Annotated in this window: 23 protein-coding genes and 1 tRNA gene; 17 read left to right on the top strand and 7 right to left on the bottom strand. The window is 69.8% G+C overall.

Annotated features, from left to right (window positions below):
• Positions 1-6 precede the first annotated feature (6 nt).
• The 4 genes from ACZ6S0_RS36855 to selA all read left to right on the top strand — a co-directional run bounded on the left by ACZ6S0_RS36855 (position 7) and on the right by selA (position 3885).
• Complete coding sequence (locus ACZ6S0_RS36855; RefSeq protein WP_465923942.1) at positions 7-663, top strand: winged helix-turn-helix transcriptional regulator; 657 nt, start codon at positions 7-9, stop codon at positions 661-663.
• A 165-nt stretch (positions 664-828) separates the two neighbouring features.
• Positions 829-1380 carry a carboxymuconolactone decarboxylase family protein gene (locus tag ACZ6S0_RS36850; RefSeq protein WP_465923941.1) on the top strand — a complete coding sequence of 184 codons (552 nt, stop codon included), beginning with the start codon at positions 829-831 and terminating at the stop codon, positions 1378-1380.
• A 79-nt stretch (positions 1381-1459) separates the two neighbouring features.
• Complete coding sequence (gene selD, locus ACZ6S0_RS36845; RefSeq protein WP_465923940.1) at positions 1460-2521, top strand: selenide, water dikinase SelD; 1062 nt, start codon at positions 1460-1462, stop codon at positions 2519-2521.
• A gap of 11 nt (positions 2522-2532) precedes the next feature.
• Positions 2533-3885, top strand: a complete 1353-nt coding sequence (gene selA / locus ACZ6S0_RS36840; RefSeq protein ID WP_465923939.1) for an L-seryl-tRNA(Sec) selenium transferase — start codon at positions 2533-2535, stop codon at positions 3883-3885.
• 229 nt (positions 3886-4114) lie between these two features.
• Here the strand turns inward: selA and selB are convergent, their stop codons facing one another.
• Positions 4115-5872, bottom strand: a complete 1758-nt coding sequence (gene selB / locus ACZ6S0_RS36835; RefSeq protein ID WP_465923938.1) for a selenocysteine-specific translation elongation factor — start codon at positions 5870-5872, stop codon at positions 4115-4117.
• A 43-nt stretch (positions 5873-5915) separates the two neighbouring features.
• Positions 5916-6009, bottom strand: a tRNA-OTHER gene (locus tag ACZ6S0_RS36830).
• Positions 6010-6209: 200 nt separating this feature from the next.
• Here ACZ6S0_RS36830 and ACZ6S0_RS36825 point away from each other — a divergent pair.
• From ACZ6S0_RS36825 to ACZ6S0_RS36780, 10 genes are all read left to right on the top strand, one after another.
• Positions 6210-6653 (top strand): hypothetical protein, encoded by a 444-nt coding sequence (locus ACZ6S0_RS36825; RefSeq protein WP_465923937.1) that lies wholly within the window; start codon positions 6210-6212, stop codon positions 6651-6653.
• 52 nt (positions 6654-6705) lie between these two features.
• Complete coding sequence (locus ACZ6S0_RS36820) at positions 6706-7437, top strand: DUF6073 family protein (protein WP_465923936.1); 732 nt, start codon at positions 6706-6708, stop codon at positions 7435-7437.
• Between the two features lie 114 nt (positions 7438-7551).
• A complete protein-coding gene (locus tag ACZ6S0_RS36815) occupies positions 7552-8166 on the top strand; it encodes a hypothetical protein (RefSeq protein WP_465923935.1) in 615 nt (204 codons plus the stop codon).
• Positions 8163-9416, top strand: a complete 1254-nt coding sequence (locus tag ACZ6S0_RS36810; protein ID WP_465923934.1) for an ABC1 kinase family protein — start codon at positions 8163-8165, stop codon at positions 9414-9416. Before ACZ6S0_RS36815 ends, ACZ6S0_RS36810 begins: the two co-directional genes overlap by 4 nt.
• A 67-nt stretch (positions 9417-9483) precedes the next feature.
• On the top strand, positions 9484-10833 hold the full coding sequence (locus ACZ6S0_RS36805; RefSeq protein WP_465923933.1) for an MFS transporter: 1350 nt from the start codon (positions 9484-9486) through the stop codon (positions 10831-10833).
• A 65-nt stretch (positions 10834-10898) separates the two neighbouring features.
• Positions 10899-12110 carry an acyl-CoA dehydrogenase family protein gene (locus tag ACZ6S0_RS36800; RefSeq protein WP_465923932.1) on the top strand — a complete coding sequence of 404 codons (1212 nt, stop codon included), beginning with the start codon at positions 10899-10901 and terminating at the stop codon, positions 12108-12110.
• The gene (gene phnD, locus ACZ6S0_RS36795) at positions 12107-13003 is read left to right on the top strand and encodes a phosphate/phosphite/phosphonate ABC transporter substrate-binding protein (protein ID WP_465923931.1); all 897 of its coding nucleotides are present in this window, start codon (positions 12107-12109) and stop codon (positions 13001-13003) included. Before ACZ6S0_RS36800 ends, phnD begins: the two co-directional genes overlap by 4 nt.
• On the top strand, positions 13000-13752 hold the full coding sequence (locus ACZ6S0_RS36790) for an ATP-binding cassette domain-containing protein (protein ID WP_465923930.1): 753 nt from the start codon (positions 13000-13002) through the stop codon (positions 13750-13752). The genes phnD and ACZ6S0_RS36790 overlap by 4 nt, the downstream gene beginning before the upstream one ends.
• Before the next feature lie 17 nt (positions 13753-13769).
• Positions 13770-14621, top strand: a complete 852-nt coding sequence (gene phnE, locus ACZ6S0_RS36785) for a phosphonate ABC transporter, permease protein PhnE (protein WP_465923929.1) — start codon at positions 13770-13772, stop codon at positions 14619-14621.
• Complete coding sequence (locus ACZ6S0_RS36780) at positions 14618-14968, top strand: DsrE/DsrF/TusD sulfur relay family protein (RefSeq protein ID WP_465923928.1); 351 nt, start codon at positions 14618-14620, stop codon at positions 14966-14968. The genes phnE and ACZ6S0_RS36780 overlap by 4 nt, the downstream gene beginning before the upstream one ends.
• Before the next feature lie 57 nt (positions 14969-15025).
• On the opposite strand, the gene ACZ6S0_RS36775 is transcribed toward ACZ6S0_RS36780, so the two are convergent.
• From ACZ6S0_RS36775 to ACZ6S0_RS36765, 3 genes are all read right to left on the bottom strand, one after another.
• The gene (locus ACZ6S0_RS36775) at positions 15026-16387 is read right to left on the bottom strand and encodes an aminotransferase class V-fold PLP-dependent enzyme (protein ID WP_465923927.1); all 1362 of its coding nucleotides are present in this window, start codon (positions 16385-16387) and stop codon (positions 15026-15028) included.
• Between the two features lie 65 nt (positions 16388-16452).
• Positions 16453-17691 carry an MFS transporter gene (locus tag ACZ6S0_RS36770; RefSeq protein ID WP_465923926.1) on the bottom strand — a complete coding sequence of 413 codons (1239 nt, stop codon included), beginning with the start codon at positions 17689-17691 and terminating at the stop codon, positions 16453-16455.
• Positions 17688-19013 (bottom strand): MBL fold metallo-hydrolase, encoded by a 1326-nt coding sequence (locus ACZ6S0_RS36765; RefSeq protein ID WP_465923925.1) that lies wholly within the window; start codon positions 19011-19013, stop codon positions 17688-17690. Before ACZ6S0_RS36765 ends, ACZ6S0_RS36770 begins: the two co-directional genes overlap by 4 nt.
• Before the next feature lie 56 nt (positions 19014-19069).
• Here ACZ6S0_RS36765 and ACZ6S0_RS36760 point away from each other — a divergent pair, with 56 nt between their 5' ends.
• The 3 genes from ACZ6S0_RS36760 to ACZ6S0_RS36750 are packed head-to-tail and all read left to right on the top strand — an operon-like array spanning position 19070 to position 21236.
• Positions 19070-19729 (top strand): ArsR/SmtB family transcription factor, encoded by a 660-nt coding sequence (locus ACZ6S0_RS36760; protein WP_465923924.1) that lies wholly within the window; start codon positions 19070-19072, stop codon positions 19727-19729.
• Positions 19726-20859, top strand: coding sequence for a cysteine desulfurase family protein (locus tag ACZ6S0_RS36755; RefSeq protein WP_465923923.1), 1134 nt, complete (start codon positions 19726-19728; stop codon positions 20857-20859). Before ACZ6S0_RS36760 ends, ACZ6S0_RS36755 begins: the two co-directional genes overlap by 4 nt.
• Before the next feature lie 50 nt (positions 20860-20909).
• Positions 20910-21236, top strand: a complete 327-nt coding sequence (locus ACZ6S0_RS36750; RefSeq protein ID WP_465923922.1) for a YciI family protein — start codon at positions 20910-20912, stop codon at positions 21234-21236.
• 4 nt (positions 21237-21240) lie between these two features.
• On the opposite strand, the gene ACZ6S0_RS36745 is transcribed toward ACZ6S0_RS36750, so the two are convergent.
• Together ACZ6S0_RS36745 and ACZ6S0_RS36740 are read right to left on the bottom strand one after the other, a co-directional pair.
• Entirely contained in the window at positions 21241-22452 is a 1212-nt protein-coding gene (locus tag ACZ6S0_RS36745; protein ID WP_465923921.1) for an RNA polymerase sigma factor, read from the bottom strand.
• Positions 22449-22790 carry a YciI family protein gene (locus ACZ6S0_RS36740; RefSeq protein WP_465923920.1) on the bottom strand — a complete coding sequence of 114 codons (342 nt, stop codon included), beginning with the start codon at positions 22788-22790 and terminating at the stop codon, positions 22449-22451. The genes ACZ6S0_RS36745 and ACZ6S0_RS36740 overlap by 4 nt, the downstream gene beginning before the upstream one ends.
• Positions 22791-22964 lie beyond the last annotated feature (174 nt).

Below are 22964 nucleotides of genomic sequence, written 5' to 3'. Positions count from 1 at the left end.
ACTGCCATGGGTCACGTGCGCCGTAACTACGGCCAGTACTGCGGGCTGGCCGCGGCCCTCGACGTCATCGGCGAGCGCTGGACCCTGCTCATCGTCCGGGAACTGCTGCTGGGGCCGCGCCGCTACGGCGAGTTGGCCGAGGCGCTGCCCGGCATCGGCACCAACCTGCTCGCCGAACGCCTCAAAGTGCTCCATGAGCTGGGGGTCATCACCCGCCCGCAGTCCCGCGACCAGGGCTACGCGCTGACCGAGCTCGGCCGGGAGCTGCGCGAGCCGGTGCTGTCCATGGCCCGCTGGGGGCTCCACTTCCTCGACGCACCCACACCCGAGGTCGAGACCCGCGCCCACTGGGGCTTCCTCGCCGTGCAGGCCATGATCGACCCCGAACGCGCCCCGGAGATCGACGAATCCTACGAGTTCCGCGTCGACGACGTCGTCTTCCACATCGCCGTCACCCACGGCAAGCCGATGGCCCACGAAGGACCGGCCGACGGAGAGCCCGCCGTCGTGGCCCGCACCGACGCGCGCACCTTCGTCGAGATCGGCGCCAAGCGGCTGACGCCGTTCGAGGCGCTGGCCTCCGGGCGGTTGCAGCTCACCGGCGACACCGGCGCCATCGTGCGGTCCAGCGTGCTTCTCGGACTGATGGACTCGGCCGAGTGAGCTTGACTTAGATGTAGGGGTCATCGAGAGAATCCGATCTCAAGGATCATGCTGCTCTTATTGACTATATAAACTTAAAGTCCTCTACTGGGAAGAGTCGGGTCGAAACCTGACGCTCGTCCGGCGGCTCCGCGGGCGTACTCGCCATTTCCAGAGGAGAGATCAATGCCGCACATCGCCATGTCCCCCGAGCTTGCTCCCGGCACGCCCGGCCTGTTCCAGTACCGCCCGGAGACGGGTCGTCCCCTCGGCGAACTCGCCGAGACGCTGCTGCGCAGCCCCCACTCGCTGGGGCGGGGTGACCGCGAGCTCATCGCGACCTACGTGTCGGTGCTCAACCACTGCAAGTTCTGCAGCTCCACCCACTCCGAGGTCAGCGCCGCCCAGATCGAGGGCGGCCGGGCCCTGGTCGACAAGGTCATCGACGACGTCGACAGTGCCCCGATCTCACCCAAGCTGCGCGCCCTGATCAAGATCGCCGGCGCGACCGTGGAGGGCGGCCACGCCGTCACCTCCGACCTGGTCGACACGGCCCGTCAGGCCGGCGCCACCGACACCGAGATCCACGACTCGGTGCTCATCGCGGCGGCGTTCTGCATGTTCAACCGCTACTGCGACGGGCTCGCGGCCATCGTCCCCGACGACCCGAGGGCTTACGCGGGCATGGCCCAGATGATCATCAACGACGGTTACCGGATGTGCGCCACCGGCCACTGATCCCCGGCGGCTGCCCCGGCGGTGCCCAGCCGCCGGGGCGGTCGCCCCGTTCCGCCGACGCACGTCCGGGGAGGGCCCCATGAGGGATAACACCACCGTCCGACTCACCACGTTGTCGCCCGGCGCCGGATGCGCCTGCAAACTGCCGCAGGCGTCACTCGAAACGCTCATGACCAGCCTGAACGGGTTCGGAGCAGACGCCGCCGACGACCTGCTGGTGGGCCTGCCCGAGGGCGACGACGCCGCCGTTCTGCGCCTGGGCGACGGCCAGGCGCTCATCCTGACCACAGACTTCTTCACCCCCGTACTCGACGACCCCTACGACTGGGGCCGCGTCGCCGCGGCCAACGCTCTGTCCGACGTGTACGCCATGGGCGGCCGTCCCGTCGCCGCGCTCAACCTGGCAGCGTGGCCGGGCGACGGCCTGCCGCTGGAGATGCTGGCCGCCGTGATGCGCGGCGCCGCCACCAAAGCGGCCGAAGGCGGCTGCGCGGTGGTCGGCGGCCACACCATCGCCGACCCCGTCCCCAAATACGGCATGGCCGTCATCGGCCTGGCCGACCCGACCCAACTGATGACGATCGACAGGGTCCGTCCCGGCGACCTGCTCGTGCTGACCAAACCGCTGGGTACCGGCGTCATCGTCACCGCCCTCAAACAGGACGCGGCCGACCCGGCGACCCTCGCCGAGGCCGTCGCCTCGATGACTACGCTGAACGCCCACGCCGCCCGAACGGCGACCGCCGCCGGAGTACGCGCCGCCACCGACGTCACCGGGTTCGGACTGCTCGGCCACCTACGTCGGATGCTCAGCGCGAGCGGCCTGGCGGCGACGATCGACGCCGACCACGTCCCTCTGCTGCCCGACGCTCGCGAACTGGCGGCCAAGGGGTACGTGCCTGGCGGGACGAAGTCGAACATGAGCTTCCTGACCGGCTGGGTCGACATCGCGGTCTCGGTCGACGAGGAGGTCACGATCCTCCTGCACGACGCCCAGACCTCGGGCGGACTGCTGCTCGCCGTCCCGCCGACGGCCGGTGACCTCGTCGAACGGCTACGGGAACACGACCTGTCCACGGCGGTCATCGGCGAGGCCGTCCCCGGCCGGCCAGGACACATCTCCGTCCACGCCGGCGCCTGAAGGGACTCCCCATGACGACCCCCATCGATCCCCGCCACGCGCTCCCGAAGACCGACGCCGTGCTCGCCTTGCCCGAGATGGCCGAGATGGCCGCCACATGGGGCCGACCGCTGGTGGCGGCGAAGGTTCGCCAGGCACTGGGCGACGCTCGCTGTGCGGTGAGCGGAGGCGGGACCGTGCCGTCCCTCCGTGAGGTCGCAGACGCGGTGAGCACCTCGCTGGCCACGCTGGAGACGGGCCGCGTCAGATCCGTCATCAACGCCACCGGCGTCGTGCTGCACACCAACCTCGGTCGTGCGCCCCTGTCAGAGGCGGCCCGGGCCGCCGTCAACGCGGCGGCCGGATACTCCACCGTCGAGTTCGACCTGGCCACCGGCGGCCGCGGCAAACGCGGCGCCATGGTGAACACACTGCTGCTCGAACTGAGCGGCGCGCCTGGGGCGCTGGCGGTCAACAACGCCGCCGCGGCGCTGTTCCTCGCACTCGGCGCCTTCGCGCGCGACCGTGAGGTGATCGTCTCTCGCGGTGAGCTCGTGGAGATCGGCGGCGAGTTCCGCATCCCGGCCATCATGGAGGCCGCCGGGGCCCGGCTCGTGGAGGTCGGTTCGACCAACCGCACCCACCTGGCCGACTACGTGAACGCGATCAACGAGCGCACCGCGATGGTGCTCGTGGTACACCCGTCGAACTACCGCATCGAAGGTTTCACGACTGCACCGCCGCTGCCCGCGCTGGTGTCGGCCGCTCACGAGGCCGGCATCCCGCTGCTGCACGATCTGGGGTCGGGCCTGCTCAACGGCCATCTGGGCGATGAGCCGACCCTGCATGGGAGTTTGTCGGCCGGATCTGATCTGGCGGTCTTCTCCGGCGACAAGCTGTTCGGCGGCCCACAAGCCGGGATCGTCGTCGGCGACGGCGCGTTGGTGCAGCGCCTTGCGCGGCATCCGATCGCCCGGGCCGTGCGCATCGACAAGCTCACCCTGGCCGCCCTTGAGGCCACGCTGCTGTCCCACCTAGGTGGACGCCGGGGCGAACTGCCCGTCTGGCGCATGCTGGACGCCCCGCTCGACGAGCTCACCCGCCGAGCCAACCGGCTGGCCGGCTCGATCGGATGGCGTGCCCGTGTTCGCGAGGGCATGGGCATGGTCGGCGGTGGAAGCCTTCCGGCCGAGCGATTGCCGTCGGTGGTGGTCGAGCTCAACTGCGGGCCGTCGGGTGAGTCGGCCGTCGTGGCGGCGCTGCGGGCGGGAGAGACACCGGTGATCGTGCGGGCCGAGCGCGGACGGGTGCTGGTCGACCTGCGTACGGTCGCCCCCGAGGAGGATGACGTCCTGGAGAAGGCGCTGCTGGCGGCACTGCCCTGACCACCCTTTAGCACTTCGTAGCGGGAAGGCTACGCAGACCCTCAGTTACGGAAGAATACGAACATGGGCTCGCTGCCGCCACCGTCCAGCACAGGTGCGCGTATCGCTGGTGACCGGCGCGCGTTCCGCCGGACGTGGCCATGCAATTGGCGATGTCGCTCGTCTCCGCCCACAGCAGCGAAGACCGACTGGCGGTCATCAGGGAACTACTGAGGATCTGAACGACTCTTCACCGAGGTCTCATTCGCCGACTCGTGTTGTCGACGCGAACGGTATGCCCTCGTTCATCGAGAAATTCGAGCAGCGGGATGACGACCCGCCGGCTGGTGCTCAGCGCGCTGCGAGCCTCACTCGCGGTGAACGGCTGCGGCAGCTCGCCGAGGATCTCCACGGCTCGCGGTTCTGCCGCAACCGGCAGCACGACTCCTTCGGCGAGCCGTAGGACGGCGCCGACCTTGTGCGCGGCGATGGCGGCGCGTGAGTCCAGCCCGAGCTGAGCAAGCCGGCCCGCCTCCGGCGCCTGGAACGGCGTCGTCTCCATCTCCCGCTCCAGGCGGCGCACGGCGGCGGCGATCGCCTCGGGGAGCTTGGGCCGGTCGGCGGGCCGATGGATTCGCCCGGCCTCGATCCGCAACGGAGGCCGCACCAGTGCCTCGACGAGCCGCCGGTCGGGCAGGCCCAGCATCTGCCGGGCCACCTCGACGGGAAGCGTCGGGGCAAGGGGATTGGCCAGGGCGAACTCCTTGGCCAGGGCGCTGAGCCGCTGGCACTGGCTGACCCACCACCCCGGATCCACCCGCCATTCCCCGCCGACCATTCGGCCGACCGGGCTGAGGCCCATCAGACCGAAGTCGTTCTCTTTGAGGTAGAGGTGGCGGGCCAGCAGGTGGTGGGCGGTGGGCGGGTCGGGCCACTCGGCCAGTTCGTCGGCCACCCGGGCCGCCGCGCCCCGTCGCCGGAACGGCGGCGGGCGCACGTCCAGCACGGTCAGGCCGGTCACCCGTCGTGAACCCGGATCGCGGAGAAGCACCCGGTCACCGATGTGGAGCGACAGCGGGTGTTCGAGCGTGAGCCGGGCGGTGGTCTCGCCCAGGCGGCGGATCCGGACGCTCACAGACGCCGAGCCCACGTGCAGCAAAGATTCGCGGGGCAGCAGATCGGACGTGCCTGCGCGCAGCCCGACGTCGAGGGTGTCGGTGTCGCTCCATCGGCCGGGGGTGACCAGTGCCATCCCTCGGCGGCATTCGTCGAGGTCGACGCCCTTGAGGTTGAGCGCGACCCGGGCTACGCCCGTCACGGTCTCGACCTTCCGTTTGAGCGACTCCATGCCGCGGATCTTCACGATCCGGCCCGACGGGGTGAGCTGGAGTTCGTCGCCCGCGTTCACCGTCCCGGCCGGAAGTGTGCCGGTCACGACGGTGCCCATGCCCTTGATGGTGAACGCGCGGTCGATCCACAACCGGACGGGCGCCGCGTCGTCGGGAGCGGGAAGTGAGGCGACGAGTTCGTCGAGGGCGCTCACCAGGTCGTCGATCCCCGCACCGGTGATGCTGCTAACGGCCACGGCGGGCACGTCGGCCAGGGACGAGGCTGCCAGTTCCAGCCGGGCCTCCTCGATGGCCAGCTCCGCGTCACCGCGATCCGACCGCGTTACGACCAGCAATCCGTGGTGCACGCCGAGCGCGTCGATCACGGCCAGGTGCTCGGCCGACTGGGGCATCCATCCCTCGTCGGCCGCGACCACGATGAGCACGGCGGGGACCGGGCCGATCCCGGCCATCATGTTCGTCACGAACCGCTCGTGGCCGGGGACGTCGACGAAGGCGAGCGCGCGCCCTGAGGGCATGGTGCGCCAGGCGAATCCCAGGTCGATCGTCAAGCCCCGCCGTCGTTCCTCGGCCCAGCGGTCGGGCTCCATCCCGGTGAGCGCGCGGACGAGGGTCGACTTCCCGTGGTCGACATGACCGGCGGTCGCGACGACGTGCATGCGCGCTACTCCTCACCCTGAAGAATCCCGCGATGGAGCGAAAGCGGAGGCGAACGGGAATCGAACCCGCCGGCGACGTCGACCGCCGCCCCATCGGTTTTGTAGACCGGGAGGGCCACCAGGCACCCAACGCCTCCACGAAGTAACTAACGATATTGGAACAGGCGCCGTCAACCGGTCGCCGGAATGTTTCGCCAGGTAGAGGCCCTGATCAGGGTATTCAAAGGCTGCTTTGTTCTTTGGAACGATCGGATATATCCGGCGCTTGACTATATGAATTTAAAGTAATGGACTGAGGTCGACGTTCAGACCTGCCGAGCCCTGGTTGGGAGACGACATGACCATCGCTGACAGTCCGTTGTCGACGACATCGCCGGACGTCGGTCCTCTGCTGAAGGAGTACCGCGAGGTGTTCGTCCCCGCCGCGGTGGACTACCTCGAGCGGCGCATCAGCGCCAACGAGCTCCGTGAACGCTGGAAGCCGCACTACTACGGGACCTTCCACCAGTACGACGTGACGGTGGAGCGGACCTGGCGGGAGCAGAGCGGATCGACGGGACTGCTGGAGTCCGGCGGGCCGCCCGCCGACCCCAGGCACGAGACGCCGCTGGCCCACTTCCCGGTGAGCGTCGCCTACAACAACCTCGACCGGCTGATCGAGGTGCTCGCGGTCGAGCTTGGCGACCAGACGGTCGACAAGACCCGCCTCCGCGAGCGGACCGTGGACTTCGCGCATGTCATCGATTCGCTCGACGCCCTGATGGCCTCCCTCGACAACTGACGAGGTGGCACAGGGGCACACCCACCATCGCTCTCACTCGAAAGGTTGAACTGTGAGCGAACCACAGGGAATCCTCAGACAACTCCTGGAAAGGGGTGTCGCGGCGGACATCGACCCCGCGACCCTCTCTCCGGCGGAGGTTGTCCGGGGCCACGACTCCGCGTGGGGAGGGCCGGGGAACCTCTACCCCATCCGCCCTTACACGCTGACGACGTCGGCCTTGGAGACGTTCATCGTCCGCGAGCGCATCCACGTGCGCATCGACGGTCTCGGTGAGGACATCGTCGACCTCCACGGAATGGCGATCTACCGTCGCCACGACCCGCACGCCGCCGGCGAGCTGAACTGGGCCAGCGCCACGATCACGGCCCAGTTCCTGTCGCTTCAGGTGACGGGGCACAGCGAACTCTTCGGCCAGGTCAAGGTGTCGAACACGCCTGGCAAGTCGGAAGGGGCGCGGGTCAAGCCGAGTCCGACCCCGGATGATGGGACACCGATGCCCATCAAGGACTGTATCACCATGATCTATCCTCGGTTCGAGGTAGAGCAGCTCGGCACGACCGTCGACACGGGCGACCAGGTGGTCCGTCTGGAGTCGCGGGTCGCGATGGTCCCCCCGATCGGGGACGTGTCGCGTACGAACAAGCACTACGCGCTGTACGACAGCGAAGGCCGTCAGGTCGGTGAGCTGCTGGCCGCCGACATCGAGATCGGGAACCTCCTGCACCACGTCCCGATCACCAGCGCCGTGGTGCCCGCCGAGCTGGCACGACTGCTCGCGTAGGCACCCCTAGCGATGGATGACGTGCGTGTAGCCGGGCCGGCTCGGGCGAACTTTCGCGCGGGCCGGCTCGCGTCCTATGCCTTCGGTGTCGAGGCCGCCATCGGGAACAACCCGATGCGGTACCTGTTCGCGCGCCGCTTCGCCTCCTGCCCGGAGACGGCGGTGACCGCGATCTTCGTGATCAAGCCCGACGTGCTGTTCGGCACCTATGTGTGGATGGAGGAGGACCGCGAGGCCGGCGAGTGCCGGATCAGCACCTTCCTGCCGACCATGCGCAAGCCGATCCAGGTCGTCGACCGGCTGGCCTTCGACTGCCTTCCCCTCACCGACATCGGCTACATCGACCTGATGGCCTGGCCGCATCCCGTGCTCCAGCTCTCCGGCGAGGGCGAGCCGGACGCGGGCACCTGCCTCTACCGGGGGCCGGCCCGCATGGACGGCCTGGCGGTGCGGGAATGCTTCGTACCCGGCACCGGCGTAGTCGTCGACCGCGTGGTGGAGCAGCGTGGGGAGCCGGTCCGGCGATGGGAGGCCCTGGAACTCGGCGATGCCGCCGAGGACTGGCTGCCGCGCCGGGTCCGGGTGTCCCGGCTCGACAGCGGGCACCGGACCGACTTCAGCCGGAGCGGCCCGGCCGTGCCCGTGGCCTGCGACGACTTCGACGGCACCCCCGAGTCGCTGCGGGAGGCGGTAGAGATCGCACTGGCCGGGGCGGGGGCCCGGCGATGAGCATGGCCCTCCGCGTCGCCCAGGTGGCCCTCCACCTGGTGGCCGCGCTGGGCCGGATGGCGGTCGTGGCCGTGGTGAGGCGACGACGGGCTGCGATGGCCGCCGAGGCGGCCCGGCTCCTCGAACGGCTGGGCGGCGCGTTCCTCAAGGCCGGGCAGTTGCTCGCGACCCGGGTCGACGTCGTGGGGGAGACCCTGGCCGCGGAACTGGGCCGATTGCACGACCAGGTGGCCCCGATGCCGGCGAGGGAGGCGTTGCTGACGGCCCGGCAGGCCTTCGCCGAACCTCCGGAGGAGATGATCGCGGCGCTGGCCCGTCCGCCGATCGCCAGCGGTTCGATCGCGTGCGTCTACCGCATGACCTGGCACGGCCGCGACCTGGTGGTCAAGGTCAGGCGGCCGGGTGCGGCCCGCGCCTTCGCCGCCGACACGGCCGTCGTCAGCGGTCTGGCCGGGCTCGCCTCCCGGATCCCGTGGCTGGCCCGGCTGCCGATGACCGACATCGTCGGCCAACTGGGCGAGGCGTTACGTGGCCAGCTCGACTTCACCCAGGAGACCGCGTACTTGCACCGGCTGCACGACGATCTCGCGGACGTGGAGGGTGTGATCGTCCCCGAACCGGTGGACGAACTCACCGCTGGCGGCGTCATCACGATGACCTTCGCCGAGGGGCTGACGAAGGAGCCGGGCGACCGGGCATCGGTGGAACACGGCGTGACCACGCTGGTTCGCGCCGTTTATCACATGCTGTTCGTGCGGGGATTCATCCACGTCGACCTGCACCAGGGAAACGCCTACATTCGCTCCGGCGGCGAGGTCGTCATCCTCGACGCCGGTTTCATGTTCCCGCTCAGCGAAATGGCGCGGACCAGCTTCACGCAATTCTTCGGCGGCATGATCAAAGGCGACGGAGAGTTCTGCGCACGCATTCTGCTGGCCAGTGCGCGCGGAGTTGCCGACGGTGCCGATGTGGCCGGATTTCAACGCGAGGTCGCCGATCTGGTGAATCGCAGCTCAGGCGCGGTGGCGCAGGACTTCGAGCTGGGCCCCTTCGCGGTCAGGCTGTTCGACCTCCAACGAAGTCACGCCGTCTACGCGGAACCGGAATTCGTGTTTCCGCTGCTCTGTCTCCTGGCTTTGGAGGGGACCGTGCGGCGACTTCATCCGCTGATGGATTTCCAGATAGAAGCGGCGCCCTATGTGATGCAGGGCCTCCTTGTGGGGGCCTTGACAGCGTCGGAAGCGCCATAGAATATGACTATATAATTCTAAAGTAAGTAGTGGTAATTCGACCGATCCTGTGTCCCCAGGAGTGCGCATGCCCACCCGAGAGGAATCCGTCCAGTCGGCCGGAGTCGCCGGTTCGGTCGCCGTCCTGTGTCTGTCCGCGTTCGTCGTCATGATCGACTCGACCGTCGTCCAGGTGATGGTCCCCGCCCTGACCGTCTCATTTGGCTCCGGGCTCGACGACGTCCTGTGGGTCTTCAATGGATTCGTCATCGCGTACGCCGCCCTGCTCATCACCGCCGGGCGGCTCGGTGGCGTGCACGGCCCGCGGCGTCTGCTGATCGCGGGCCTTGTCGTCTTCGCACTGGCCTCGCTGGCCGGAGGGCTCGCCGCCTCGTTACCGCAGCTCGTCGCCGCGCGGGTGGCGCAGGGGGTCGGTGGGGCGCTGATCGTGCCGCAGACGCTCACCCTGATCGCCGCCGTCTTCCCCGCCGAACGGCGCGGCGTCGCGCTCGGCTCGGTGAGCGCGACGATGGCGCTGGCCGCCGTGCTCGGTCCCGTCGGCGGCGGCCTGGTCGTCACGACCTGGGGCTGGCGCTGGGTCTTCCTGGTGAACGTGCCCGTGTGCCTGGCCGCCGTGGTGCTGGCCCGGCGCTGGGTGCCGCCGGGCGTCACGGCCTCTCGAGGGCAACTCGACTGGGGTGGCGTCGTGCTGATCGGCGCGGGGCTGGCCACCGCGTCTTACGCGTTGCTCGGGCCGGGCAGGTTGCCGTGGCTGGCGCCCGCCGCCGTGCTGATCGCCGTGTTCGCCGCGCGGCAACGCCGCCACCCTGAGCCTCTGATGCCGCCCCGGGTGTTCCGCAACCGGGCGTTCCTGGTCGCCGGATGGGTCGGCGCCGCCCAGTTCGGCGTGCTGGCGGGTCTGATGCTCCTGGTCTCGGTACGGGTCCAGGGAGAACTCGGCGGCGACGCGATCGACACCGGGCTGGCGCTGCTGCCCATGGCGGTGGCCGCCGGGCTGGTCTCACCTGTCGCCGGATGGCTGAGCGACCAGATCGGCGGCGGGCCGATCATGGCCGTCGGCATGCTCTCCCTCGGTGTCGGCGCGACGGGGTTCGCCCTGCTCACCTCCGGCTTCGCTGTCGCCGCGCTCGCGGTGGCCGGGCTGGGCGTCGGGCTCGTGATGGCACCGGCCAGTGCCGAGGCCATCAGACGGCTGGCCCCCGACCTGGTGCCCGCCGCCTCGGGCGTGCTCAACACCGCACGTCAGGCGGCCTCCCTGTTCGGTGTCGCCGTGATCGGCGGGATCGCCCATGCCGGGCCCGACGCTTTCACGACCGCCGCCGCCGCGCTCACCGCGGTCGCCCTGTTCTCCGGCCTCGCCGGCCTGTTCCTCCTGCCGCGGCACGTCAGCGACGACGCGCTCACGAACCGTCCATGACCCCGGGCGGCGGCACCCCGCCGTCGCGTCCGTCCATCTCATCGAGTCTCGAGGAGATACCACCCATGCGTCAGCTCCTGACGGAACGCGAACAGTCGTTCCTCGCTCTCGCCGACAAGGTCCTGCCGGTCCTGAGCGAGCGCGCGGCACGGCACGACCGGGACAACACCTTCCCCTCCGACAACTACGACGACCTGCGTGCGGGCGGGCTGCTCCGCCTCACCGTGCCGGAGGAACTGGGCGGGCTCGGCGCCGGCCAAGGCGAACTGCTGCGGGTGCTGGAACGCCTCGCCACCGCCGACGGCGCCACCGCGCTGTCCTACGCCATGCACGCCGCCCCTCTCGGATCGTGGGCGCACACCTGGCGGCGTACCGGAGCACCCCCGCTGGAGCACGTGTTGCGGATCGCCGGACAGGACGGACTCGTGCTGGCGGCGATCGCCAGCGAGCCCGGCATCCCCGCCCTGTTCATGGACGCCAGGACCAAGGCCACCAAGGTGCCCGGAGGTTTCCAGCTCCACGGCCGCAAGACCTTCGGCACCAACAGCGCCATCGCCACCATGTGGGCCGCGACCGCCCGCTGGGACGAGGGCCCCGACGGGCCGAAGGTGCTGATCGTGATGGTCGACCCGAGCACCCCGGGTGTGACGATCGAACCGACCTGGGACACCCTCGGCATGCGCGCCACCCGCAGCGACGACATCGTGTTCGACGGCCTGTTCGTGCCCGACATGGCCGTTCTGCAGTCGATCCCGGTCGGCCACTTCGACGTCCAGGTCCTCGACATGATCCTTTCGTGGACCACGCCCAGCTTCGGCGCGGTCTACACCGGCCTGGCCGTGGCCGCCCTCGACTGGGCCGTCGACCTGGCCCGCCGCAACGGCATGGAGCGCGACACCCGGATCCAGGACGCCGTCGCCGACGCCGAGATCGCCATCGAGACCAGCAGGGCCATGCTCCAGCGGCACGCCGCCGACGTCATGAGCGGCGCCCTGGTCTCCCAGCTCGGCGTGCAGGAGGGCCTCGCCCGCTGCGCGCTGGTCAAGAACGTCTGCACCAACAACGCCGCGGCCGTCGTCAACCGGTTGATCGACGTCGTCGGCGGGGCCGCCTACCGCCGCGGTTCGGTCTATGAGCGCATCTGGCGCGACGTTCAGGCGGGCCTGTTCATGCCCATCAACAACCGCACCGGTAAGGAGCTCATCGGCGCCAGCACGCTCGGCGTCGAACTCGCCCCGGTCGCGCCGTTCGTCATGCCCGGCGGGGAGGGACGGTGACCAGGAGACTGCTCGCGGCCGTCCTCGTCCTGGTTCTGGCCGCCGCCGGTTGTTCGTCGGGTGATCACGCGGGCCACAGCACACTCCGAGTCGGCGTGATCCCCAACATCTCCCCGGAGAAGCAGCGCGCCCAGTACGAACCCCTGCGCGCCTACCTGGCCGGAAAGCTCGGCACCGAGGTCGAACTGTTCGTGGCCACCAACTACGCCGGAGTGGTCGCCGCGCTGACGGCGGGAAAGCTCGACGTCGCCTACCTCGGCGGGCTGACGTACGTGCAGGCCGAGGCGCAGACGAAGATCGTGCCGCTGGTGACCGAGGTCGACCAGGAGACCGGCACGCCCGAGTACCTGTCCGCCGTGGTGGTGAAAGCGGACTCGGCGTTCCAGACCACCAAGGACGTCATCGACGGCGGCGGCACCTTCGCCTTCGGCGACATCAGCTCCACCTCCGGCAGCCTCTACCCCCGCATCATGATCACGCAGGCGGGCGCCACGTGTGACACAGGCGACCTGATGGCCTGCCCGCCGCTCAAGGCAGTCACCTTCACCGGCGGTCACGACGCCACCGCCCAAGCTGTCGCCAAGGGCGACGTCGACGCCGGCGGCATCGAACTGCGCATCCTGCACCGCCTGGAGAAGCAGGGCAGTGTCACCCCGGGCGCGCTGCGGGTCGTCGAGACCCGCAACGTCATGGGCTACCCGTGGGTCGCGCATCCGGACCTGCCCGAGGCGACCCGTACCGCCGCCACCAACGCCTTCCTCGCGATCGACCAGCCGGAACTGCTCGACCTGATGCGCGCCAAGAAGTACGCCCCTGTCACGGCCGCCGACTACGGCGAGGTACGCGAGCAGGCCGCCACGCTCGGGCTGCTGACCCCCCAGCAACAGCCATGACCGGACAGGCCATGGAGGTGCACGTCGGCGGGGCCACGGTGGCCTTCGCCGGCCGCACCGCCCTGTCCGGCGTGCATCTCAAGGTCGGGCCGGGGGAGCGGGTCGCGCTGCTCGGTCCATCGGGAGCGGGCAAGACGACCCTGCTCCGCGTCATCATCGGCGCCGTGCACCCTGTGGAGGGGGAGGTCTCGATCGACGGCGCCGACCCGTTCGGACGGCGCGCCGAGGTCACCCGGCTCCGCCGCCGCATCGGGTGTGTGCGCCAGCGCGACGACCTGATCGTCGGGCTGACCGCCCGTACCAACATCCTGGCCGGGGTCGCGCACGCCTGGCGGCCCGCCGACTGGGCCGTCGTGCTGGCCGGAGGGGTGCCGGCGCGGTTCGCCGCTCGGCTCGCCGAACTGGCCGCCATCCACGACATCACCCCTCTGCTGCGCACCCGTGTCGAACGCCTGTCCGGCGGGGAGAGGCAGCGGGTCGCGCTGGCTCGTGCCCTGTTCACCGCTCCCGGCCTGCTGCTCGCCGACGAGTGCACCTCCGGTCTCGATCCGGTACGCGCGGCGGTCGCCCTCGACCACCTGGACAACAGCGGCGCCACCCTCATCGCCACCACCCACGACCTCGACGTGGCCCGCCGCTTCGACCGCGTCGTGGCGCTGCGCGACGGCCGGGTCGTCCACGACGGAGACCCGCCTGATGCCGGGCGGCTGGAGCAGATCTACGGCGGACCGGCGGAGTTGATGTCATGACGCTGCAACAAGATCGAGTGACGACAACTCTGCCGCCCGGACCCCGGCGCGCTCCCCGGACAGCGGTCACGCTGATAGCACTGGCCGTCATCGGCTGGTCCGTCGCGGGAACCGGGATAGGTCTCGGTTCCCTGATCGAGGGACGGGAGGGCGCCGTCCAGATCGTCAGCGGCCTGTTCCCGCCCGACCTGGACGCCGATCTTCTCGGCCGGGTCGCGACGGCTGCCGTGGAGACCGTGCAGATCTCGGTGGCGGCGCTGCTGCTCGGCATCCTCATCGGCCTTCCGCTCGCGGTGCTGATGGCGGGCAACGTGCAGGCCCCGCGCTGGCTCGCGGCCTGCGCACGCACTATCGCGACCACCCTGCGCAGTGTTCACGAACTGCTGTGGGCCTTGCTGTTCGTCGCGACGGTCGGCCTCGGCCCGGCGGCGGGCGTCTACGCCATCGCCCTGCACTCGGCAGGGGTGCTGGCCAAACTCTGCTCCGAGCAGTTGGAGGCCGTCGACCCCGGCCCGGTCGAGGCGATGCGGCTCACCGGCGGCTCCCGGCTCACGACGGCCCTGCTCGGCATCGTGCCGCAGGCCCGGGCGATGATCGCCTCCCAGATCCTCTATCAGTGGGAGTGCAACATCCGCAGCTCCGTCGTCATCGGCTTCGTCGGGGCGGGCGGCATCGGCCAGGCCCTCGGCATCGCCCTGCACCTGTTCCGCTACCAGGAACTCGCCACGCTCATGGCCTCGGTGGTGATCCTCGTCATCGCCGTGGACCGGATCTCGAAGATTTTCCGGGGGCGCCTCGGGGCGGCCTCCGAGCGTACGGGCGGCGGAGTGCCGTCCGCGATTCGATCCCTCAGGAGGAGCCCGCGATGAAGGTTCTTTTCGTCCTGCACGACGCCCCCTACGGCAGTGAGCGCACCTACAACGGCATCCGCTGGGCCCGGCAGATGCTGGAGGACGACGGCAACGAGGTCAAGGTCTTCATGTTCGGCGACGCCGTCTCCGCCGTCATGTCCGGGCAGAAGACCCCCGACGGCTATTACAACGTGGGCAACATGATCCGCGGCCTGGTCTCCAAGAACGCCGAGGTCGGTTCCTGCGGCACCTGCCTGGACGCCCGCGGCATCAACGAGGAGAGCGTCGCACGCGGCACCCACCGCTCCTCGATGAAGGAACTGGCCACCTGGACGCTGTGGGCCGACCGGACCATCAACGTCTGACCCGCGGAAAGACGGAACCGGCCAGGCGCCCAGGAGCCCGGCCGGTTCCTTTCGCTCTCAGGCCAGCGCCGCCATCGCGCGCACAGCCTTGTCGACCTCCTGAGAGGTGGTCACCATGCTCGGCCCGAACCGCACATAGCTCTCCCGGTACGGGGTCGCCGCCGCCGCGACCTGGTGCTCCTTGACCAGACGGTCCACCACGGCCTCGGGGTTCATGCCCGCCACCGCGCAGCAGATGACACCCGCCGACACCTCGGCCGACCGGGGCGTGACCAGGCGCACGTGCCGCAGCCCCGCGAGCCCGGCCTTGAGCTGCTCGCTCTGGGTCCTGATCTGCTCGGCCACCCGCGCGGGGCCGATGGCCTGGTGGAACTCCACGGCAGCCGGCAGCGCCCACCGGTGTTCGAAGGTGTGATAGCCGCCCGGCGTGGCCAGGTCGCCGGGCGCGCCGCCCGGAGGCTGGCCGGTGAACCAGCCCTGGAAGGCCGGCATCGAGAAGCTCGGGATGATCTGCCGGTGCCGCCGCCACGCGGCCGGGGTGCCCCAGACGAAACCCGTACCGCGCGGCCCGAACAGCCACTTGTGGGTCGAGGTGACGAAGAAGTCGGCGCCCAGGTCCTTCATGGTGGCGGCCTCGGCGGCGAAGCCGTGCACACCGTCGACACATAACAGGACCCGATCGGGCTCTCTCCGGCCGGCGTTGACGGTCGCGAGCATGGCGGCGATCTGCTTCACCGGGATCTTCACGCCGGTGATCGAGTGCACCCACGTCATCGCCAGCACCCGGGTCTTGGACGTGATGGCGGCCTTGACCCGGTCGACCACCTGGTCGGCCTTCGCCTGAGCGGGGTCGTCGTAGAGCCGGACGGTACGCACCTTCGCACCGGTCGCGGTCGCTCGCAGTCGCACCGCCTCGTAGGTGGAGTAGAACTCGTGGGCGGTGGTGACGATCTCGTCGCCCTCTCTGAGGGCCAGACCCCCGTACAGTAGGCCGATGCCCATCGTCGCGCTGTCGGTGAGCGCGATCTCGTTGGGCTGCGCGCCGATGTAGGTGGCCAGAGACTGACGAGCCCGGGAGCTGAACTCGAAGTCGGCCATGCCCATGCCGAACTCGATCGGATTGGTGTCCAGCCCCTGCCGGAACCCGGTGATCGCGGCCGTCACCGGGGCCGGGTGGGAGGACAGCATGAACGCCGAGAAGTGCGCCAGTTTCGGTGTCAGCGGGAACTGCGCCCGCACCGACTTCCAGTCACGCGGGTCGAACTTCGGGGGCGCGGCCGAGGCGGGCGTCGGAGCACCTCCTGGGGCGCCCGCGCCGGCGTTCGCGTTCGTGCACGCGCCGGTCAGCAGCCCGCCGCCCGCCAGGGCGGCACCCAGGAGAAGCGAGCGGCGGGGAACGGTCTCGACAGGGTCGGTCATGACGCCTCCTGCACGGGGCAGAGCGAGCTATAGATTTTTCAAGCGTAACACTCGGCTATGTGAATCTAAAGCGGCACTCTGACCGCGCCTGGACCCGGCCGGGTCTCTCTCATGCGCACGGCCACGACCAGGCCGGACAGGACTGTCCCCACCGCGACGACGGTCACCGTCGCGCGAATGCCGAAGGCGTCGGCGAGGAGTCCGGCGGTGACCGCGCCCACTGCGAATCCGAAGTCACGCCACCATCGATAAACCCCCACCGCGCGGGCGCGCCATGACGGCTGGGCGACATCCGCCACGGCCGCAAGCAACGTGGGGTAGGCCATGGCAGTGCCCGCTCCGATCAGAGCGGCGGCGACCGCCCACGGCACGAACGAGTCGGCCGCCGCGACCCACGCCAGCGCGGCGCCCTGAAGCACCATCCCGCCCGTGATCAGGCGTTTGCGCCCCCAGCGGTCGGACAACGCGCCCGCCGCGATCTGCCCGAGCCCCCACACGGCCGGGAGCACGGCCGTCAGGATCCCGGTCTCTGCCAGGGTCAGCCCTTCGACGGCGAACAACACCGGGAACAGGCCCCACGCCACGCCGTCGTTCAGGTTGTTCACCAGGCCGGCCTGGCTGACCGAGGACAGCGAGGGGTTCCGGAAGCTGGTCGTCACGAAGATCTCCCGCAACGACCGCTGATCGTTCCCGCACGTCTCCAGCGACACGAATCCCCGCGTCTCCCGGACCCAGACGGCGGAGAGCCCGAGACCGATCACCGCGTAGGCCAGACCGAGCAGGAAGGGTGCGGGCCGCAGCCCGTACAGCTCGGCGAGATAGCCCGTGACCAGGGCTGTCACCGCGACGGCCAGATATCCGGCCGACTCGTTGAACCCCATGGCCAGGCCCCGGCGCGCGGGCCCGACCAGGTCGATCTTCATGATGACCGTGGCCGACCAGGTGAGGCCCTGGTTGACCCCGAGCAGCACGTTCGCCGCGATCACCCACCCCCACCCGGGCGCCCAGATGATCAGCAGTGGTACCGGCAGCCCGACCAGCCACCCGGCGACCAGAACCGGCCGGCGGCCGAAGCGGTCACACAGTGATCCCGAGAACAGGTTGGTGATCGCCTTCGAAAGCCCGAAGGCCAGGATGTACGTCAGGAGCGCCGTGTGGGCGCTCAGGGCGAACACGTGCTCGGCCAGGAGCGGCACGACGGTGCGCTCCTGGCCGAGCATGCCGCCGACCAATGCGTTGACTACGACGAGCAGGGTGAACTGGGGGAGATTCGCGCGCAGGCCGAGGCGAGGCGCACCCGTCATCGGCCGCGATCCAGGGCCATGCCGGTGAGGCGTGACCAGTCGCCCGGACCGCCCGATAAGATGCGCACCTTGCGGTGCCCGCGCCGCATCAGCAGGCTCGCTCCCGTCGCGGCCCGCTCACCGTGGCCGCACATCACCACCACCGGCTCCTCACCCGGTGTGTACGCCTCGATCCGGCCCAGTTCCACGTTCCGCGCGCCCGGTAGATGACCGGTCGCGAACTCCGACTCCTGACGCACATCGATCACTTGATCAGAGCCCACCTCAGTCGGGCCGATCACATCGACCGTGTCGGCCGCCGACTTCCACTCATCGGTCACCTCGCCCAAAATCCCGTCGTAGCCGACCTTGAGTGCCTGCCACACGATCTCGTCAGGGTCCTGGGCCGCGTTGCGCACGAACGCCACCGGAGTCCCGGTGGGCACGGTCCAGCCCAGCCAGGTGGCGAACTGCCCGCGCAGCGCATTCGACACCGAGCCCGGCACGTGCCCGCGCGCGAAGTCGAGCACCGACCGCACGTCGACCACCACCCCGCCCGCGCGGGCCACGGCTGCGAGGCTGACCGGTTCCAGAACGGGCCGTTCACCGACGACGGCCGGCCCCCTCCGGTTCACGTCGGGCAGGTCGGCGAAGTACGAGGGATACGAGCCGAGCCCAGCGATCATGTTCTCGGCGAAGGCGGCCGGCCCCTCGGAGCGCAGTAAGGCATTGGTGCGTTTCTCGATACCGATCGTGGAGGTGCGCTCCGCCCCGGGAGGCGCCGAGCAGAACGAACCCGCTCCATGAGTGGGCCAGACGTGGGTGGCGTCCGGTAGCGCGACGAGGCGCTGCAACGAGGCGTACTGCGCGTGGGCGAGTTCGATCGTGCGGTCGTTGTCGACGAGGTCGGTCCGGGCGGCCGAGCCGACGATCAGGGAACCTCCCGTGAAGACGCCGATCGGCCGGTCGCCGTCGAGAAGCACGTACGCGATGTGCTCAAGGGTGTGGCCCGGGGTGGTCAGGATGCGTAAGGTCAGCCCGCCGAGGTCGACCTCCTCCTCGTCACGCAGGCCGACGTGAGGGAACTCGCGCTCGCCCGTGGCCGAGGCGAGGATCGTCGCCCCGGCGTCGGCGGCCAGTTGGCGGGCACCCGACAGGAAGTCGGCGTGGAGATGTGTTTCGGCCGCGTACGCGATCTTCAGGCCCCGCCGTTCGGCTGCGGCTCTGAGCTGCCGAACGTCCCGGGAGGCGTCCACGACCAGTGCGCGTCCGTCGCCCAGATCGGTGAGGTAGGCGGTGTTGCCGAGCCCTTCGTCCACGAGCGGGATGATGTTCGCGTCCACTGTGCTACCTCCCGGTTGGCTGATACGATATTCCATAAGTATTTGGAGGATTATAGATGAGCGACCGCGAGCGCAAGCTCCTGCTGTACGAACAGTTCGCGCGCATGGGCAAGGCCCTGGCCAACCCCCTGCGGCTGGAGCTGATCGATGTGCTGGCTCAGGGCGAACGCAGCGTCGACGACCTGGCCACCTCCTGCGGCTGGAAGCTCAGCAACACCTCTGCCCAGCTCAAGGTGCTCCAGCACGCCGGTCTGCTGCGGACCCGGCGGGAGGGAGTGAAGATCTTCTACCGCCTGGCCGACACCTCGGTCCTCGAGTTCGTCGAGTCACTGAAGGCGATGGCCACCGAGACCCTCCCGGACGCCGAGAAGGCCGCCCGCGACTACCTGGGCGACATCCCCGCGCTGCAGCCGGTCGGGCGTGGCGAACTCACTGACCTGATCGCTCAAGGGGCCGTCGTCGTGGTCGACGTGCGTCCCGCCGAGGAGTACGCCGCCGGCCACATCGCCGGAGCGGTGTCCATCCCGCACGACCAGTTGGCCTCCCGCCTGGCCGAGCTCCCGAAGACCAGCCTCATCGTGGCCTACTGCCGTGGACGGTTCTGCGTGATGGCGCCGGAGGCCGTCCGGCTACTGCGGGCCAACGGGTTCGACGCGCGCCTCCTTGCCGACGGATGGCCGCAGTGGCACGCCGAGGGACTGCCGGTCGCCTCATGAGACCGCCGGGTCTCCGCGGCGACGTCGTCTACCTCGACCACAACGCCACCACACCGGTCGACCCGAGGGTGGCGCAGGTGGCCCGGCCGTACATCGACCTCCACTTCGGCAATCCGTCGACCACGGGCGCCTACGCCGAGGAGCCCCGCAGGGCACTCGGCGAGGCCCGGGCTCAGGTGGCGGCGCTGATCGGCGCCGAGCCAGGCGAGATCGTCTTCACCGGCGGCGGCTCGGAGTCCGACGTCCTCGCCCTACGCGGCCCGGCCCTGGCCTCGGGCGACCATCTGGTCAGCCAGGTGACCGAACATCCGGCGGTGCTCCGCACCTGCGCCGCCCTCGAGCGGGCGGGCGTCCGGGTCACCCTGCTTTCCGTCGACCGCTTCGGCCGCGTCGACCCGGCCGAACTGCATCGGGTGCTCACCCCGGCGACCCGGTTGGTGTCGGTGATGCTCGCCAACGGTGAGACCGGAACCGTCCAGCCCATCGCCGAACTTGCCGCCATCGCGCACGAACACGACGCGCTGTTCCACACCGACGCCGCGCAAGCCGTCGGCAAGATCCCCGTCTCGGTCACCGCCCTGGGCGTGGACCTGCTCAGCGTCGCCGGCCACAAGTTCTACGCCCCCAAAGGCATCGGCGCCCTGTACGTCCGCCACGGTGTCGCCCTCGAACCACTGATCCCCGGTGGGGGACAGGAGCAGGGTCGCCGATCGGGGACGGAGAACGTCGCTTTCGCCGTCGCGCTAGGCGAGGCCGCCCGCCTGGCGAAAGAGGGCCTGAACGCCGAAGCCGCCCGGCTCGGCCGACTGCGCGACCGCCTGTTCGACCGGCTCGACGCCGGCTGGCCGGGCGGCGTCTGGCTGAACGGCCATCCCGAGCACCGCCTGCCGGGCACGCTCAACGTCAGCCTGCCCGGCATCGTCGCCGGTGACCTGCTCGCGAGCCTGCCGGGTCTGACCGCCGCGACCGGATCGGCCTGTCACACCGGAGACCCCGAACCGTCCGCCGTGCTCACGGCCATGGGCCTCGACCGCGATCGTGCCCTGTCCGCGATCCGGTTCTCCCTTGGCCGTTGGACGACCGAGGGGGAGATCGACCGAGTCGCGGAAATCTTCGCTCATGTCGTATAAGCCCGGTTCCCGATCGTCTTCCTGATGGGAACGCCATCAAGGGAGGAACCGTGAAGTACGTCCTGATGTTCTTCGAAACCGAGTCGTACGCCACCGAGATGCGGGCAAAGGGCGCCACCGAGCAGGACATCGCCTACGAAGCCGTCGGCCGATGGTTAGCCGAGAACGCCGACAAGATCACCCACTGGACTCATCTGAGGCATCCCCACACCGCCACCACCGTGCGGTCCGAGGCGATCATCGACGGGCCGGTCGGCGACGGCCCGGAAACCTTCAGCGGATACGCCGAGGTAGAAGTCGCCGACATCGACGAGGCCCTGCGGCTGGCAAGGTCATGGCCAGCCTGCCCAGTTGTGGAGATACGTCCCGCCGACTGACGCGTTACCAGCTCAGCCGCTTTTCCAGCAGTGCTTGCTGAGCGGGATTGGCGGTCAGCGCCAGCGCCCGCTCATCGCACTCCCGGGCCTCCCGGTTCCGGCCCAGGGCGCGCAGCAGGTCGGCGCGGGTGGCGTGGAGCAGCGGATAGTTCTCCAGCGCCCGGTCGAGGTCCTTCAGCTCGTCCAGCGCCGCCTCCGGGCTGACGGCGTACCGTAGCGCGATCGCCCGGTGCAGGCGGGTGATCGGTGAGGGCGCCAGGTGCAGCAGCATGTCGTACAGGACGACGATCTGCGGCCAGTCGGTGCTCTCGAAGCTGTTGGCCTCGGCGTGACATGCGGCGATCGCCGCCTGCAACTGGTAGGGCCCCGGCCTGCGGTGAGCTCGGGCGGCGCGCATCAGCAGCGCGATGGCCGCGCCGATCGCCGCGTGATCCCACAATCCGCGATCCTGGTCGGCCAGCAGCACAAGCTGCTCACGGTCGTCGAAGCGGGCAGCGCCACGAGCCCGATGAAGCCGGATGAGCGCGAGCAACCCGGCCACCTCCGGTTCGCCCGGCATGAGCCCGGCGAGGAGACTCGCCAGCCATTCGGCGTCGTCGACGAGGTCGCGCGCCTGCGCGCGAACCCCGCCACCCGACAGGTAGCCCTCGTTGAACAGCAGGTAGATGACGGCGAGCACGCCTTCGAGCCGCTCCGACAGATCACCGCCGTCGGGGATCCGGTAAGGGATACCCGCTTCGGTGATCTTCCGCTTGGCCCGGGTCAGCCGCTGCGCCACGGTCGTCTCCGGCACGACGAACGCCCTGGCGATCTGCGCGGTGCTCAGCCCGCACACCACTCGCAGCGTCAGCGCGATCCGCGCCTCAAGGGACAGCGCCGGGTGGCAGCAGGTGAAGATCAGCCGCAGCCGATCGTCCTCCGGAGCGGGCTCGACCCATCTGAGCTGCGCGAGCTTGGCCCGGTAGTTCGTCTCCCGCCGCAGCACGTCGAGCCCGCGCCTGCGCGCGACGGTGAACAACCACGCGTCGGGACGCTCGGGCACTCCTTCCACCGGCCAGCGCCGCAGTGCGGTCTCAACCGCGTCCTGTACGAGATCCTCAGCCGCCGCGAGGTCGCCGAGCAGCGAGACCAGGGAGGCGGCGAGCCGGCCCGCGTGGTCACGCACCACGCGGGCCAGCGCCTCCTGGCTCACCTGCTCGGGGTCGGCACCGGTCATGAGGCGGGGCGGATCTCCACGATCGGGCACGCGGGCCATGACCTGGCCATCTTCAGCGCCTCGTCGAGATCGGCCACCTCGACCTCGGCGAACCCGGTGACCACCTCTTTCCCCTCCACGAACGGCCCGTCTGTCACCACCGGCTCGTCGCCCCGCCGCAGCCGCATTGTGGTGGCGGTGTGCACCGGGGCCAGATGGGTGTGATGGGTGATCTTGCTTGCGTGTTCGGCGAACCAGCGGCCGACAGCCGCGTATGCGTCTTCGCGCTCCAGAGCGCCCATCGCCTCCAGTTCTTTGGCGAACTCTTCGGTCTCCACGAACATCAGGACGTATTTCACCTTTGGTCCCCCTCGCCTCGGTCATCTCGTCAGGCCGGCGGAGCCGAGCCTCACTTGAAAGACGATCGGGTAGCTGGTCACAACGACATTGAGCGACAACTCCCACCCCAGGTGCCCCATCTTTCCCCAGCAGCACGAGACGCATCCGGCGATCTGCTCAATCGCTTTCGGGTG

This window comes from Nonomuraea sp. NPDC051298 (genome assembly GCF_055586305.1).
This window is presented reverse-complemented; position numbering and strand designations above follow the sequence as displayed.